The 13,370-nt window shown below is 68.3% G+C and carries 13 protein-coding genes; 8 read left to right on the top strand and 5 right to left on the bottom strand.

What is annotated here, in order from left to right; translation table 11 throughout:
• Positions 1 to 15: 15 nt before the first annotated feature.
• A complete protein-coding gene (locus tag ACSVDM_RS07540) occupies positions 16 to 1,302 on the bottom strand; it encodes a hypothetical protein (RefSeq protein ID WP_225280870.1) in 1,287 nt (428 codons plus the stop codon).
• Between the two features lie 331 nt (positions 1,303 to 1,633).
• Here ACSVDM_RS07540 and ACSVDM_RS07545 point away from each other — a divergent pair, with 331 nt between their 5' ends.
• Together ACSVDM_RS07545 and ACSVDM_RS07550 are read left to right on the top strand one after the other, a co-directional pair.
• Positions 1,634 to 2,779, top strand: a complete 1,146-nt coding sequence (locus ACSVDM_RS07545) for an acyl-CoA dehydrogenase family protein (RefSeq protein WP_067642692.1) — start codon at positions 1,634 to 1,636, stop codon at positions 2,777 to 2,779.
• A gap of 96 nt (positions 2,780 to 2,875) precedes the next feature.
• Positions 2,876 to 3,364, top strand: coding sequence for a DUF4254 domain-containing protein (locus ACSVDM_RS07550; RefSeq protein WP_439263738.1), 489 nt, complete (start codon positions 2,876 to 2,878; stop codon positions 3,362 to 3,364).
• A gap of 6 nt (positions 3,365 to 3,370) precedes the next feature.
• Here the strand turns inward: ACSVDM_RS07550 and ACSVDM_RS07555 are convergent, their stop codons facing one another.
• Both ACSVDM_RS07555 and ACSVDM_RS07560 read right to left on the bottom strand, forming a co-directional pair.
• Positions 3,371 to 3,694, bottom strand: a complete 324-nt coding sequence (locus ACSVDM_RS07555; protein WP_439263739.1) for an Rv3235 family protein — start codon at positions 3,692 to 3,694, stop codon at positions 3,371 to 3,373.
• Positions 3,695 to 3,993: 299 nt separating this feature from the next.
• Entirely contained in the window at positions 3,994 to 4,824 is an 831-nt protein-coding gene (locus ACSVDM_RS07560; RefSeq protein ID WP_439263740.1) for a DUF72 domain-containing protein, read from the bottom strand.
• Between the two features lie 105 nt (positions 4,825 to 4,929).
• Between ACSVDM_RS07560 and ACSVDM_RS07565 the strand changes: the two genes are divergently transcribed.
• From ACSVDM_RS07565 to ACSVDM_RS07585, 5 genes are all read left to right on the top strand, one after another.
• A complete protein-coding gene (locus ACSVDM_RS07565; protein WP_439263741.1) occupies positions 4,930 to 6,129 on the top strand; it encodes an MFS transporter in 1,200 nt (399 codons plus the stop codon).
• Positions 6,126 to 6,320 (top strand): hypothetical protein, encoded by a 195-nt coding sequence (locus ACSVDM_RS07570; protein WP_067496910.1) that lies wholly within the window; start codon positions 6,126 to 6,128, stop codon positions 6,318 to 6,320. Before ACSVDM_RS07565 ends, ACSVDM_RS07570 begins: the two co-directional genes overlap by 4 nt.
• A 90-nt stretch (positions 6,321 to 6,410) precedes the next feature.
• Complete coding sequence (locus ACSVDM_RS07575; RefSeq protein ID WP_439263742.1) at positions 6,411 to 6,956, top strand: YceI family protein; 546 nt, start codon at positions 6,411 to 6,413, stop codon at positions 6,954 to 6,956.
• 26 nt (positions 6,957 to 6,982) lie between these two features.
• Complete coding sequence (locus ACSVDM_RS07580) at positions 6,983 to 8,185, top strand: L,D-transpeptidase (RefSeq protein ID WP_439263743.1); 1,203 nt, start codon at positions 6,983 to 6,985, stop codon at positions 8,183 to 8,185.
• A gap of 125 nt (positions 8,186 to 8,310) precedes the next feature.
• Positions 8,311 to 9,759 (top strand): LCP family protein, encoded by a 1,449-nt coding sequence (locus tag ACSVDM_RS07585; RefSeq protein WP_439263765.1) that lies wholly within the window; start codon positions 8,311 to 8,313, stop codon positions 9,757 to 9,759.
• A gap of 69 nt (positions 9,760 to 9,828) precedes the next feature.
• Here the strand turns inward: ACSVDM_RS07585 and fadD32 are convergent, their stop codons facing one another.
• Complete coding sequence (fadD32, locus tag ACSVDM_RS07590; RefSeq protein WP_439263744.1) at positions 9,829 to 11,703, bottom strand: long-chain-fatty-acid--AMP ligase FadD32; 1,875 nt, start codon at positions 11,701 to 11,703, stop codon at positions 9,829 to 9,831.
• Positions 11,703 to 12,923, bottom strand: a complete 1,221-nt coding sequence (locus ACSVDM_RS07595) for a KasA/KasB family beta-ketoacyl-ACP synthase (RefSeq protein WP_439263745.1) — start codon at positions 12,921 to 12,923, stop codon at positions 11,703 to 11,705. Before ACSVDM_RS07595 ends, fadD32 begins: the two co-directional genes overlap by 1 nt.
• A gap of 181 nt (positions 12,924 to 13,104) precedes the next feature.
• On the opposite strand from ACSVDM_RS07595, the gene ACSVDM_RS07600 reads away from it, so the two are divergent.
• A partial coding sequence (locus ACSVDM_RS07600) for an acyl-ACP desaturase (RefSeq protein WP_439263746.1) occupies positions 13,105 to 13,370 on the top strand: 266 nt, incomplete at its 3' end.

Consider the following 13,370-nt stretch of genomic DNA (forward strand, 5'->3'; position numbering starts at 1 on the left):
GTATGGAAGGAGTGGCTACGACCCCGCGCGCTCCTTGCGGGCCTGCCTCCGGGCCTCGCGCATCTCGTTGAGTTCCTGTTCCAGGCTCTCGGCGATGCGGAACTGGCCGGTGTCGTAGATGCTGGTCGGTTCGATGGCCTCGTAGCCGAAGTTGGCTTCGGCGAAGGCCTTTTCGACTCGGGCCTCGATGTCGGAGATCGTGCTCTTGCGGGCGGCGGGGACCGAGTCGGTGGTCTTCACCTGCTCGACCGGCTTGGGCGTTTCCTTCACCGGCTCGGCCGCGGCGACGACGGTCTTCTTCGCTGTGGCCTTGTCACCCGAGGACGGCTTGCCGATGCCGAAACGCTTGCGCTTCTCGGCCGGCCTTCCGTTGGAAACCGGCTCGGACGGGGTCCAGGCGGGTTCGCGGGTGATCGGGGCGGTCACCGACGGCGCGGGCGGCGCGGACTCGATGCGGGTGCTTCCGGTCATCGGCGGGGTGTAGGTGAGGCGCACGCCGTCGACGGCCTGGCGGTTGAGAATGCTTTCGGCGGGGTCGGGCAGGTCCCTGACCTGGCTGGTCGCCCGGGTGATCGCCAGTCCGTACCTGGCACTCACCGCGTCGTGGATGAGCAGCGCGACACCGATCATCACCGGAGCGACGGCGTGCACGGCGGCGTCGTACCAGCGGCCGTCACGCACATAGGGGTAGGTGTTGAGCGTGACGGTGAGCGAGAGCAGCGCCATCTCGGCCAGCGCCACCTGGCGCCGGTTGTCGATGACGCCCCATTCGGCCACCTTGTTGGTGCCGACCATGATGATGATCAGACACACGCTGATCATGGCCTCGAGCAGGTAACTGAACCAGAACAGCGGGTCCGTCGGCCCGCCGGGCGCGATGTTCTGCTGCACGTTCACCGCCGACCACAGCATGCCCGCGGCGACCACGCCCGCCAGCGCCTTCAGTGACCAGGACCGGTGCCGATACAGCGAGGCGAGTTTGGCGTGCGGGCTCGATTCGCGCCGCTGGGCGGCCATCGCCTTCCTGGCGAGCAGCAGATCTCGCATGTCGGCCTTCTCGATAGCTTCGGTGGTCTGCCTTGCACGGTCCGAGGCCTGCGCCATCGCCTGGGTGTGTTTCCAGCGCTGTTCGCGATCCTGTTCACGGATGCGTTCGGCGAGTTCACGTTCGGCGCGCAGTTCGTCCTCGGACAGGGCGTCGGTGAGCGCCGGGTCGAACTGGTAGGCGAGTCGTCCGCGCGCCCGTTCGACGCGCTGGGCGAGCTGGCTGACGTCGTCCTCGAGGGGCGATTCGCTGGTCATGCCAGACCACCGCCCCGGGATCGCGATGGCAGACAGGTGAGCACACGTGTGAACGGCACACGCCATTCTTAGTGCATTCACCCTCCGGCGCGAAACCGATGCTCCCACACCACTGCCCAAACGCGGCGCGCCGCGAGCGACACGCGCATTTCACACCCGCGGCCGAAACAGCCCACTTTTCACTTCACTGCGGCTCAAATGTTGTCGAACACCGTTCGTGACCCCGATCGAAGCCGCTATTGTCACTCCGCCAATATTGGTACACACTGTATCCGTAACCACCGGTCACGCCTGAGGCCGGTGCTGTGCCGAGCCGTAATAAGGAGACTCGATGGCCGCCAATCGGTCCAGCTGGATGAACGAGGATCTGGACGCCCTGCGCGACCTCGCCCGCGCCTTCCTGGCCAAGGAACTCGTCCCGAATATCGACAAGTACCGCGAGCAGCACCATGTGGATCGCGACCTGTGGAACAAGGCGGGCGAAGTCGGTCTGCTCTGTCTGTCGATCCCGGAGGAGTACGGCGGCGGTGGCGGCACCTTCGCCCACGAGGCGGTGTTGATGGAGGAGCAGGCGCGCGCCGTCGACACCTCGTGGGGCGTGAGCCTGCACAACGGCATCGTCGCCCACTACCTGCTCGCCTACGGCACCGAGGAGCAGAAGAAGCAGTGGCTGCCCAAGATGGCCTCCGGTGAGGTCGTCGGCGCCATCGCCATGACCGAGCCCGGCACCGGCTCCGACCTGCAGGCCGTGAAGGCCAAGGCGATCCGCGACGGCGACGAGTACGTCATCAACGGCTCCAAGACCTTCATCACCAACGGCGCCCAGGCCGACCTCATCATCGTGGTCGCCAAGACCGACCCCACCCAGGGCGCGTCCGGCGTCTCGCTGGTGCTGGTCGAGGCCGACCGCGAGGGCTTCCGTCGCGGCCGCGTGCTCGACAAGATCGGTCAGAAGGGCCAGGACACCTCCGAGCTGTTCTTCGAGGACGTGCGCGTCCCGGTGAGCAACCTGCTCGGCACCCAGGAGGGCCAGGGCTTCGTCCAGCTGATGCAGCAGCTGCCCCAGGAGCGCCTGATCGTGGCGCACGGTGCGGTCGCGGGCATGGAGGTCGCGCTCGAGCACACGCTGCGCTACACGAAGGAGCGCGAGGCGTTCGGCCGCCCGGTGTTCGGTTTCCAGAACACCAAGTTCAAGCTGGCCGAGGTCGCCACCGAGGCCCGCATCGCGCGCGTGTTCATCGACGACTGCATCGAGAAGCACCTGCGCGGCGAGCTCGACATCCCCACCGTCGCGATGGCCAAGTGGTGGTGCACCGACAAGGCGATGCAGATCGCCGACACCTGCCTGCAGCTGTTCGGTGGCTACGGCTACATGAACGAGTACCCGATCGCGCGCATGTGGGTGGACAACCGCGTGCAGCTGATCTACGCGGGCACCAACGAGATCATGAAGGAGATCATCGCGCGCAGCTTGTAGGACCGCGGGCGCAACCGTCCGACCTATCCGTATCCGCGACCGGGACGAATGTTCTTCGGAAAGCGGTACGAACAGGACAGGACGGTGCGGCGAAACGTGGACAGGGAACCGGGACTGCCTGCCCGCACCGACATGATGCGTGCCGTGTGCGGGGTCACCGGGTCCGCCGACCCCGTGCTCGCGGCCGCGCACGAACTGGCGGCCCTGCACGAACGCCGCGAACAGCTGGTGCCCGGCGACACCAGCGATATCGATTGGGAGCGCGCCCGGTTGGTCTGCGAGATCGACCGCTGGGTGCTGCTCCGCTCGCCGAAACCACCGACCACGGCGCCGATGCACACCGAGAGCATCGGCGCCGTCGTCGATCGCATGGCCCATTTCGCCGCGCTCACCTACCGGGCGCTGGCCTGCGGCGCCGAGGCCGACTTGCGCGCCGCCCAGCAGCGGCTGCACGAATTGGCCTGCGGCTACGACGATCTCGTCGCCGAGGTGGCCAACGGCACGCGCCGCCTGCCCGACGGCTCCGACGACGCCCCCGGCAGCGGCCGCGACCAGGCCGACCAGCATCGGCCGGGCACCGAATAGCCTTCTTCAATACATCCGCAGCGCGACCAGCCGCCAGGTGTCCTTGCCCGATTCGATCCGTCCGGCGATGGCGAGGGTGCGGTCGCCCCGCTGATACAGGGCGAACACCTCGGCTGCTCCCGGTTCGGCCGAGGTCTGCCGGACACGCGTGAGAGTGGCGGCGCCCAATCCCTTTCCGGGAACCAGATCCTGGGCGAGCATGGTGGCGACCGCCGACACCACCAGCGGATCGGCGAAGGGTCGCAGATGCGTGACCGACCGCCGCCGGTCGAGGACTTCGAGCACCCACCGCAGCACCTGCTCGGCGAATCGCATTGTCTCCGTGGGCACTTCGACCACCGGCGTCTGCGCCACACACGCAGCGCGTACCGCGCGCCTGATCCCGGCGGGCGTGCCGTGCCCGGACCGCCGCGTGCGCGCCCGGGTAACCCGATGCGGCACAACCTCTTCCGATCGCCCGCCGTGCTCCAAGCGCGGCTCACAGTGCGGCGCGGGCAACAACGACGTTCCATCCATCGACCCAGACATGGGCTGTCCCCTCGAGTCCCGCCCACACACTCCCCAGTGCTGGCGCACAGCATGCCACGACCCTCCGACAAGTGTGCGCGGAATCGACGCGGACAGACTGGTCAGAACAGTGTCATCGGTTCCTCGGTCCCGCCCGCGGGTTGCGGTGGGAGTCCGGGAACCACCGCGGCGACCTCCGCGTGGAACCGGCGGGCCAGGTCGCGGGCGGCCGCGTTGTCGGGCGTGTGCACGAAGACCGTCGGCGACCGGCCTTCCCACAACCACTGCGCCACCGTCTCCACCCAGGGCTCCCACCCCGCCACCGTGCGCTCCTCGTCGGATCGGCCGTGATAGCGCACGATCGGGTACTCGGTGAGCGCGCGGGTACGCCTGGGCACCCGGGGCTTCTTCGCCCGTGCCTCCACCTCGGCCGCGTCGGCCGATGGCCCGTCGAACAGCACCGTCGTATCGAAGGGCACCCATTCGGCGCCGATTCGCCCGAGCACCCGTTCCAGCTGCACGGCGGCGTGGTCGTCGGTGAAGAAGGCCGGATGCCGCACCTCGACGGCGCAACGCAACCCCGAGGGCAGCTCACGCTGGAACCGGGCGAGCGCGCCGAGATCACCGGGACCGAACGAGGCGGGCAGCTGCAGCCACAGCGCGTGCACGCGGGAACCGAGTGGCGCCATCACGTCCAGGAAGGCGGCGAGTTCGGCGCGCGCGTCGACGAGCCTGCGTTCGTGGGTGATCGCCCTCGGCGGTTTGAGGACGAACCGGAAGTCCGGCGCCGTCTGACGCGCCCAGGATCGCACCGTCGACGCCGAGGGGGTCGCGTAGAAGGTCGTATTGCCCTCCACGGCGCCGCAGTGCGCGGCGTAGGAACGCAGCTTCTCGGCCGACGCGGGCCACTGCGGATGAGTCCACATCGCACACCCCACCCGCAGCTCACGCACTACCCGACCGTATTACAGCGAGCGCCCGTCCCTAAAATGAGACCGGTTGCCACCATTTCGCCCGTGCGCGTTTCCCCGGTGCGCGCACGACGGAAAGGGCCTGTGATGGCGATTCTCACCAGCGAGCGGCCCCGTGCTGTCCCGGCGACCCGCGCCTGGCAGGCGGTCTCGGCCGCCGTGGTGGCGATCGCCTGGGGTGGCAACGAGTTCACCCCGTTGCTGGTGATGTACAAGGGGCACGGGCTGGCCGCCACGGCCGTCGATCTGCTGCTCTTCTACTACGTGCTCGGCATCGTGCCCGCCCTGCTCATCGGTGGTCCGCTGTCGGACCGATTCGGCAGGCGCCCGCTCATGCTGCCCGCCCCGCTGATCGCCGCGGCCGGTTCGCTGTTGCTGGCGGCGGGGGCGTCGTCGGTGCCGATGCTCGCGGCCGGGCGGATGCTGTGCGGTGTCGCGCTCGGGCTGGCGATGGCCGTCGGCGGCAGCTGGCTCAAGGAGTTGTCCGGGCCGGGCGTCGGCGCCCGGCGCTCGGCGATGAGCCTGACCGCCGGTTTCGCCCTCGGCGCGGGTGTGGCGGGCGTGCTCGCGCAGTGGGGTCCGCTGCCCGATTCCACCGCGTATCTGGTCAATGTGGCGCTGTGTGTCCTGGCCACGGCCTGGCTGGTGCGAGCGCCGGAAACCGTGCGCCGACAGACACATCCGGCCCGGCTGCTCGACGATCTGAAGATCCCCGCCGCAGGTCACCGCCGCTTCCTGCGGGTCGCGGTGCCCGTGGCCCTGTGGTTGTTCACCGCCAACGCCACCGCCTACGCCGTGTTGCCGACGCTCATGCTCGGGCAGGTCGCCGAGGCCCCGATCGCGTTCTCCGCCCTGGTCACCATGGTCACGCTCGGCTGCGGTTTCACCATCCAGTCGGTCGCGCGCCGCATCGACAGGCCCGGCACCGCCCGCGCCGCGGTGCTCGCGCTCGTGCTGCTCACGGCCGGCATGCTGCTCGCGGCGTGGACCGCGTCGACCCTCACCATCGGCGCGACGCTGCTCACCGCCGTCGTTCTCGGCAGCGGTTACGGCATCGGCCTGGTCGCGGGACTGCAGCAGATCGAGCGGATCGCGGGCCCCGGTGACCTGGCCGGGCTGAACGCGGTGTTCTATTCGGTGAGTTACCTCGGTTTCGGTGTGCCCGCGATCCTGTCGGCGCTGCACGGCAGCTTCGGCTTCGGTTATCCCGCCATGTATCTGGTGACCGCGGTGATCGCCGCGGCCTGCCTCGCGCTGGTCGCGGCCAACTATCGTGAACGGGTATGAGCACCGACCCGGTCGAAACCCTGCGTCGCTGGGCTGATTCGGGCGCGATCTGGCGGGTGCTCACCCGCCGCGCCGACAGCGTCACCATCGGTTTGTTCGAATGCACCGGCGGCCAGGAGGTCGACCGGTTCACCTCCGCCGACCCCGCGCTGCTTCGGTTCCTCGGCGAACGGACGAGCAGCGATAGCTGACCGATACTCTCCGCCGGGCTAGGCTGGGTTCGTTATCGCTTCACACCCCGTCGGCCGTCCCTCGGCCGGATCGTCAAGTGAGGAGAGATCATGTCGGCACCTGCCAAGGGACTGGCCGCGGGAACCTGGGTCATCGACCCCGCCCACTCCAGCCTCCAATTCTCGGTTCGTCACCTCATGGTGAGCAAGGTGCGCGGCCGGTTCACCGACTTCTCCGGCACCCTCGTCGTCCACGACGACGGCACCGCCGACACCGAAGCCGAGATCCAGGTCGCCTCGCTCACCACCGACAACCCCCAGCGTGACGCCCACCTGGCCACCGCCGACTTCTTCGACGCCGCCAACTATCCGACCGCCACCTTCAAGGCCACCGGATTCAAGGCGCTGAGCAGCGAATTCAGTGTCACCGGCGATTTCACCGTGCGTGGCATCACCCACCCGGTCACCCTCGACGTGGAGTTCCTCGGCACCGGCCCCGGCATGGCCGACGCGCCGGTCGCCGGTTTCACCGCGACCGCCACCGTGAACCGCCGCGATTTCGGCCTCACCATCGACATGCCGATGGCCGACGGCGGCGCGGTGATCGGCGACAAGATCAACCTGTCCCTCGACATCGAGGTCGGCCTGCAGAGCTGAGCGGAACCGGACCGAGGGAGGGGCAGATGATCCGACAACGTTGTTCGGCCGCGCTGGCCGCCGTGCTCGTGCTGCTGCTGGTCGCGGCCTGCGGCGGCTCGACCACCGACTCCGGGTCCTCGACCGACGCCCCACCCGAGGCCGTGGTCTCGGTGTCGCCCGAGTCGGGCGCCACCGAGATCGACCCGCTGGCTCCGGTCCGGGTCAGCACCAGCGAAGGCACGCTCACCTCGGTCACGATGACCAATGAGCAGGGCAACGAGGTCGAGGGCGTCTTCACCCCCGACCGCACCGCCTGGAAGCCGACCGAACCCCTCGGCTACGGCCGCACCTACACGATCACCGCCGCGACCGACCGCGGCACCGAGCCGACCACCTCGACGTTCACCACGCTGGCCCCCAACAACCAGACCAAGGTGTATTTCCGCACCACGGGCGGCACGGCCCTCTCACCACAGGGGACCTTCGGCGTCGGCACGGTTGTCGTCGCCCATTTCGACGAGAACGTGCCGGATCGCGCCACCGCCGAACGGCACCTGTCGGTCACCACCGACCCGCCCGTCACCGGCTCCTGGTACTGGCTCGACGACCGCAACGCCCACTGGCGCCCACAGAACTACTACGAGCCGGGTACCCGCGTGACGCTCGCCGCCGACATCTACGGCAAGGACCTCGGCGGCGGCCTCTACGGCCAGGAGGACACCGAGACCAGCTTCACCATCGGCGCGTCCCACGTCTCGATCGTCGACGACACGACCAAACAGGTCCAGGTCTACGAGAACGGCACCCTCGTGCGCACCATGCCCACCTCGATGGGTCGCGGCGGCAGCGAGGAGGTCGCGGGCAAGACCATCTCCTTCTGGACCCAGCCCGGTATCTACACGGTGATGGACAAGGCCAATCCGGTGGTGATGGACTCCTCCACCTACGGCCTGCCCGTGAACTCGCGCCTCGGCTACAAGGAGACCATCGGCTGGGCGACCAGGATCAGCACCGACGGCATCTACCTGCATCAACTCGACGACACCATCTGGGCGCAGGGCAACACCAATGTCTCGCACGGCTGCCTCAACCTCAGCGGGGAGAACGCGCGCTGGTTCTACGAGTTCTCCCAGCCCGGCGATGTGGTGGAGATCCGCAATACCGGCGGCGCACCGCTCGAAGTGTGGCAGAACGGTGACTGGAGCGTGCCCTGGGACCAGTGGCTGGCGGGTAGTGCCCTGAGGTGAACCGGATCGATGAACCACCGGCGCCCTGGCCGCGCCGGCAGCCGCCCAGGCGTATCGGCGCGCCGCCCGTCCCCCGGTCGACCGGTCATGCCCGGTTGCGCCGCATCGGCTCGATCGTCACCAGGATGTTCGTCGCCGCCGTCGCGCTCGCGGTGCTGGCGGGTACCGGCCTCGCCTGGTCGGCGAAGAACGGTTTCGATGCCGGTTTCCTGCACTCCGACGCGCTGGGCGACGACGCGCCGCGCTCGCTCGACGGCGCGGTCAACATCTTGCTGATCGGCCTGGACACCCGCAAAGACCTCGACGGCAAGGACCTGCCGAAAGCCATCCTCGATCAGCTGCACGCCGGTGACGGCAGCGAAGGCGGTTACAACGCCAATTCACTGATCCTGCTGCATATCCCGGCCGATATGAGCAAGATCGTCGCCTTCTCCATCCCCCGCGACAACTATGTGGCGGTCACCGGCATCCCCGGCTACTCGCGCATCAAGATCAAAGAGGCGTACGGCCTGAAAAAGGCTGTGGTGCAGGCGAAACTGATGGAGCAGGGCGTCGACGACCCTGTGGAACTCGAGCGCCGCAGCCGGGAGGCGGGCCGCGAATCCATCGTCACCACGGTGCGCAACCTGGTCGGCGTGCCGATCGACCGGTTCGCCGAGATCTCGCTCGCCGGGTTCTACGACCTGGCCGACGCGGTGGGCGGCGTCGATGTGTGCCTGACCAACGCCGTCGACGACAGCGAGTTCTCCGGCGCGGTGTTCCCCGCGGGCCGTCAGCATCTCGACGCGTCCCAGGCCCTCGCGTTCGTGCGCCAGCGCCACGGTCTGCCCAACGGCGACCTCGACCGCACCCACCGTCAGCAGGCCTTCCTCACCTCGGTCGCCAAGTCGCTCAAGGACTCCGGCACGCTCACCGATCTGAGCAAGCTGTCCGCCCTGATGGATGCGGCCCACCGCGACATCGTGCTGTCGCAGGGCTGGGACCTGTTCGAATTCGTCCGCGATCTCGGTGCGGCGGGAAGCATCCCGGTCGAGTTCCGCACCCTGCCGGTGTTGCGCTACGACGTGATCGACGGTCAGGACGTCAATATCGTCGACCCGGCCGCCATCAAACGCGAGGTGCGCGCGGCTTTCGGTCAGCAGGCCCCGACAACCACTGTGGCGGCGGCGAATCCGGATGCCGTGGTGGACGTGCACAATGTCGGCTCGACGACCGGGCAGGCCGCCCAGGTGTCGAAGATGCTGACCGCGCGCGGCTACGGCGAGGGCGAGGTCGGCAGTGGTGACGGCAACGACGAGCCCTATTCGGCGGTCACCTACGGCCCCGGCGCCATCCATGACGCGCGCGCTGTCGCCGAAATCCTCGGTGGGCTACCGGTTTCCGCGTCGCCCTGGGTGGAGGACGGCCACGTGCGCGTCATCCTCGGCGCCGACTTCACTCCCCCGGCCGAGCTGAGCCCGACCACCACCACCCGCCCCGTCACCACGACAAGCAGCGTCGCCGGACAGCCCCTGCCGGACGCCGGCAAACCACTCACCACCAATATCGGCGACACGATCCCCTGCGTGAACTGAGCCGCTCCACGGCCGACGACAAACGGCTCGGCCACCGGTTCCCCGGCGGCCGAGCCGTTTTCGATGACGTCAGTCGACCGGAGCGTCCGGATAGTCCCGCTGCCGGTAGCCCCCACGCAGCGTCCCGTCGAGGTACGCCGCCCGGCACGCGCGCCGGGCGATCTTGCCGCTCGAAGTCCGCGGAATCGAACCAGCAGGCACCAGCAGCACATCACGCACCGTCACGCCGTGCCTGCGCGAGATCGCCGCACGCACCGTGTCGATGATCGGCTGCGGATCGAGTTTCGCCGCCCCCGAACCTCTTTCGGCCACCACGACGAGCTGTTCGGCGATGTCGTCGGCGTCGGCCACCCGCACCGGCGCGGGCAGTTCTCCCGCCGGAACCGAGAACGCCGCGATGAAGCCCGGCCGCAGCGCGTTGCTCGCTTCCTGCGCCGAGTATTCGAGGTCCTGCGGGTAGTGATTACGTCCGTCGACGATGACGAGGTCCTTCACCCGGCCGGTGATGAACAGTTCCCCGTCGTAGTAGGCACCGAAATCGCCGGTGCGCATCCAGGTCGCGTCCTCCGGCGCGCCCTCGGCGCGGCTGCCGATCGGATTGCGGGTCACCCGGTTGTGGAAGGTCTGCGCGGTCTCCTCCGGCCGCCCCCAGTACCCGATGCCCATATTGTCGCCGTGCAACCAGATCTCGCCGACCTCGCCGTCGCGCCGCTCGATACCCGTCTCCGGATCGACGATCACGGCCCACTGCGACCTGGCGACATACCCGCACGACACCTGCGCCACCGCCTGCGCCGCGTGCTCGTCGACCTCGACCATGCGCCCGGCATTGAGTTTGCCCCGGTCCACATAGACCACCCGCGCCTCGTCCTCGCGGCGGGTCGCCGACACGAACAGCGTCGCCTCGGCCATCCCGTAGCAGGGTTTGATCGCGGTCTTGGACAACCCGAACGGCGCGAAAGCCTCGTTGAACTTGCGCATCGAGGCCACCGACACCGGTTCGCTGCCGTTGATGAGCCCGATCACGTTCGACAGGTCGAGTGTCTCCTCGCCCTTGGGCAACCCGCGCACCGCCGCGTGCTCGAACGCGAAGTTCGGTGCGGCCGAGTAGATCTCGGCCCCGTCGGCCTGCGCGGCGAGTTCCTTGATCCAGCGCGAGGGCCTGCGGACGAACGCGCTCGGCGACATGATGGTGATGAACTTGCCACCGATGGTCGGCAGGATCACCGTGAGCAGACCCATGTCGTGGAACAGCGGCAGCCAGGTGACACCGCGCGCGTTCTCGGTGATGCCGATGGCGTCGATCATCTGGAGCAGGTTGGTGCCGACCGAGCGGTGGGTGATCTCCACACCGGCGGGCACCCGGGTGGAGCCGGAGGTGTACTGCAGGTAGGCCACACTGTCGATCGAGATGTCGGGCCTGCGCCAGCGCGATCCCACCGCGTCGGGAATCGCCTCCACCGCGATGATTCTCGGCCTGCGCGTGTTCGGCTGTTCACGGAAAAAGTTGCGTACCCCCGCCGCCGAACCGGTGACGGTGAGCACCGCGGCCGGCTCGCAGTCGCCGAGCACCGCGTGCAACCGGTCGCTGTGCCCCTGCTCCTCCGGATCGAACAGCGGCACCGCCACATTGCCCGCGTACACCGCCGCGAACAGCGCCACCACGTAGTCGAGCCCCTGCGGCGCCAGGACCGCTACCCGGTCGCCCGGCTCGGTGACCTGCTGCAAGCGCGCCGCCACCGCCCGCAACCGCACCCCGAACTCACGCCAGGTGAGCTCCTGGTACTCGCCGTCGCGTTCGCGCGAGTAGTCGATGAACCGGTAGGCCAGTTCGTCGCCGTTGGCTTCGCTGTGCTTGTCGACGAAATCGATGAGCGTCTGGTTACCGGGAATGCGGATGGCGCCGTGCTCGTCGAGGTAGTCGTCGAGTGTCTCGCCGATCATCAGAACCGCCCGAAGGCCAGGGCCACGTTGTGCCCGCCGAAGCCGAACGAGTTGTTCACCGCGTAGTCGATGCGGCCCGGTCGCGCCTGACCCGAGACCACGTCGAGGTCGATCGCGGGGTCCTGGTTCTCCAGGTTCAGCGTGGGCGGGACGATGCTGTCGCGCACGCTGAGCACGGTGATCACCGATTCCAGCGCACCCACCGCGCCGATCGAATGCCCGAGCGCCGACTTCGGCGCGTACACCGAAGCATGCGACCCGATGGCCTTGCCGATCGCGTTGGCCTCGGCGGTGTCGCCGATGGGGGTGGCGGTGGCGTGGGCGTTGATGTGGGTGACGTCGGTGCGGCTGATGCCGCCGGTCTGCATGGCCCGCGTCATCGCCCGGGCCGCGCCGGTGCCGTCGGGGTCGGGCGCGACCAGGTGGAAGCCGTCGGAGGTGACGCCCGCACCGAGCAGGCGCGCGTGGATCGTCGCCCCGCGCGCCTTGGCATGGGCCTCGGTCTCGATCACCATCATCGCCCCGGCCTCGCCGAAGACGAATCCGTCGCGGTCGGCGTCGAACGGGCGCGAGGCGCCCTTGGGGTCGTCGTTGCGGGTGCTCATGGCACGCATCTGGGTGAAGGCAGCGATCGGCACGGCCTGGATGCAGCCTTCCACCCCGCCGGTCACCACCATGTCGGCATCGCCCATCACGATCATGCGCCACGCGTTGGCGATGGCCTCCGAACCCGACGAACACGCCGAAACGGGCGTGGAAACGCCTGCGCGCGCACCCAATTCGACGCCGACACACGCGGCGGCGCCGTTGGGCATCATGGCCGCGACGGTCTGCGGCGACACCTTCCGGTAGCCGCCGTTGGACAGCTTGTCCCGCGCGTAGAGCAGGGATTCGGCGCCGCCGAGCCCGGTGCCGATGGAGACACCGAGCCGATCCAGGTCGACCTCGGGGCTGCCCGCGTTGCGCCAGACCTCACGGCCGAGCACCACGGCCATCTGCTCGACGTAGGACAACCGGCGCGCCTCCTCGCGGGTGAGCGAGGCCGCCGGCGACACCTTCAGGTGACCACCGATCCGCACCGGAAGGTCGAAGTCGTCGATGAAGGAGTCCTCCAGGACGTCGATCCCGCTCTCGCCGTTGAGCAGACCTTTCCAGGTCGAGTCGACGTCGCCCGCGATCGACGTGGTCGCCGCAAGGCTCGTGACCACGATGTCCGTCATAATTCTTCGCTCACTCTCTCTAGCTATGCCACGACTGAACGGGAACCGCTGATGGAGCTGAACTGGTGAAGCGTAGAGAATGGCACCGCGTTTCGCCAGGTGCCTTGCGCCGGGTCTATTCTCGGCGACGACCGGCAACATTACCGACTCTTGCTTTTCCCTGCAGCGAAAGGGCACGAGCGTGGCCAGGAACCTCACCCAGCTGGAACTGCTGATCGAATTGGAAGATGTTGCGGCGCGCAATGTCGATCGTCATCTATCGATGGCCAAGGACTGGCATCCGCACGACTACGTGCCGTGGGAGCAGGGCCGCAATTTCGCATCGATGGGCGGAATCGATTGGGCGCCGGAGCAATCCGCGTTGAACGAGGTCGCCAAGGCGGCGATGATCACCAACCTGCTCACCGAGGACAACCTGCCCTCCTATCACCGCGAGATCGCCGAGAA

It is taken from the genome of Nocardia sp. JW2 (assembly GCF_051843015.1).
GTDB classification, from domain to species: domain Bacteria; phylum Actinomycetota; class Actinomycetes; order Mycobacteriales; family Mycobacteriaceae; genus Nocardia; species Nocardia coubleae.

Coding starts and splice junctions, on each gene's coding strand:
- ACSVDM_RS07585 (WP_439263765.1), top strand. CDS start 8,311: ATGTTCGTCGCCGCCGTCGCGCTCGCGGTGCTGGCGGGTACCGGCCTC.
- ACSVDM_RS07580 (WP_439263743.1), top strand. CDS start 6,983: ATGATCCGACAACGTTGTTCGGCCGCGCTGGCCGCCGTGCTCGTGCTG.
- ACSVDM_RS07575 (WP_439263742.1), top strand. CDS start 6,411: ATGTCGGCACCTGCCAAGGGACTGGCCGCGGGAACCTGGGTCATCGAC.
- ACSVDM_RS07540 (WP_225280870.1), bottom strand. CDS start 1,302: ATGACCAGCGAATCGCCCCTCGAGGACGACGTCAGCCAGCTCGCCCAG.
- fadD32 (WP_439263744.1), bottom strand. CDS start 11,703: ATGATCGGCGAGACACTCGACGACTACCTCGACGAGCACGGCGCCATC.
- ACSVDM_RS07545 (WP_067642692.1), top strand. CDS start 1,634: ATGGCCGCCAATCGGTCCAGCTGGATGAACGAGGATCTGGACGCCCTG.
- ACSVDM_RS07595 (WP_439263745.1), bottom strand. CDS start 12,923: ATGACGGACATCGTGGTCACGAGCCTTGCGGCGACCACGTCGATCGCG.
- ACSVDM_RS07565 (WP_439263741.1), top strand. CDS start 4,930: ATGGCGATTCTCACCAGCGAGCGGCCCCGTGCTGTCCCGGCGACCCGC.
- ACSVDM_RS07570 (WP_067496910.1), top strand. CDS start 6,126: ATGAGCACCGACCCGGTCGAAACCCTGCGTCGCTGGGCTGATTCGGGC.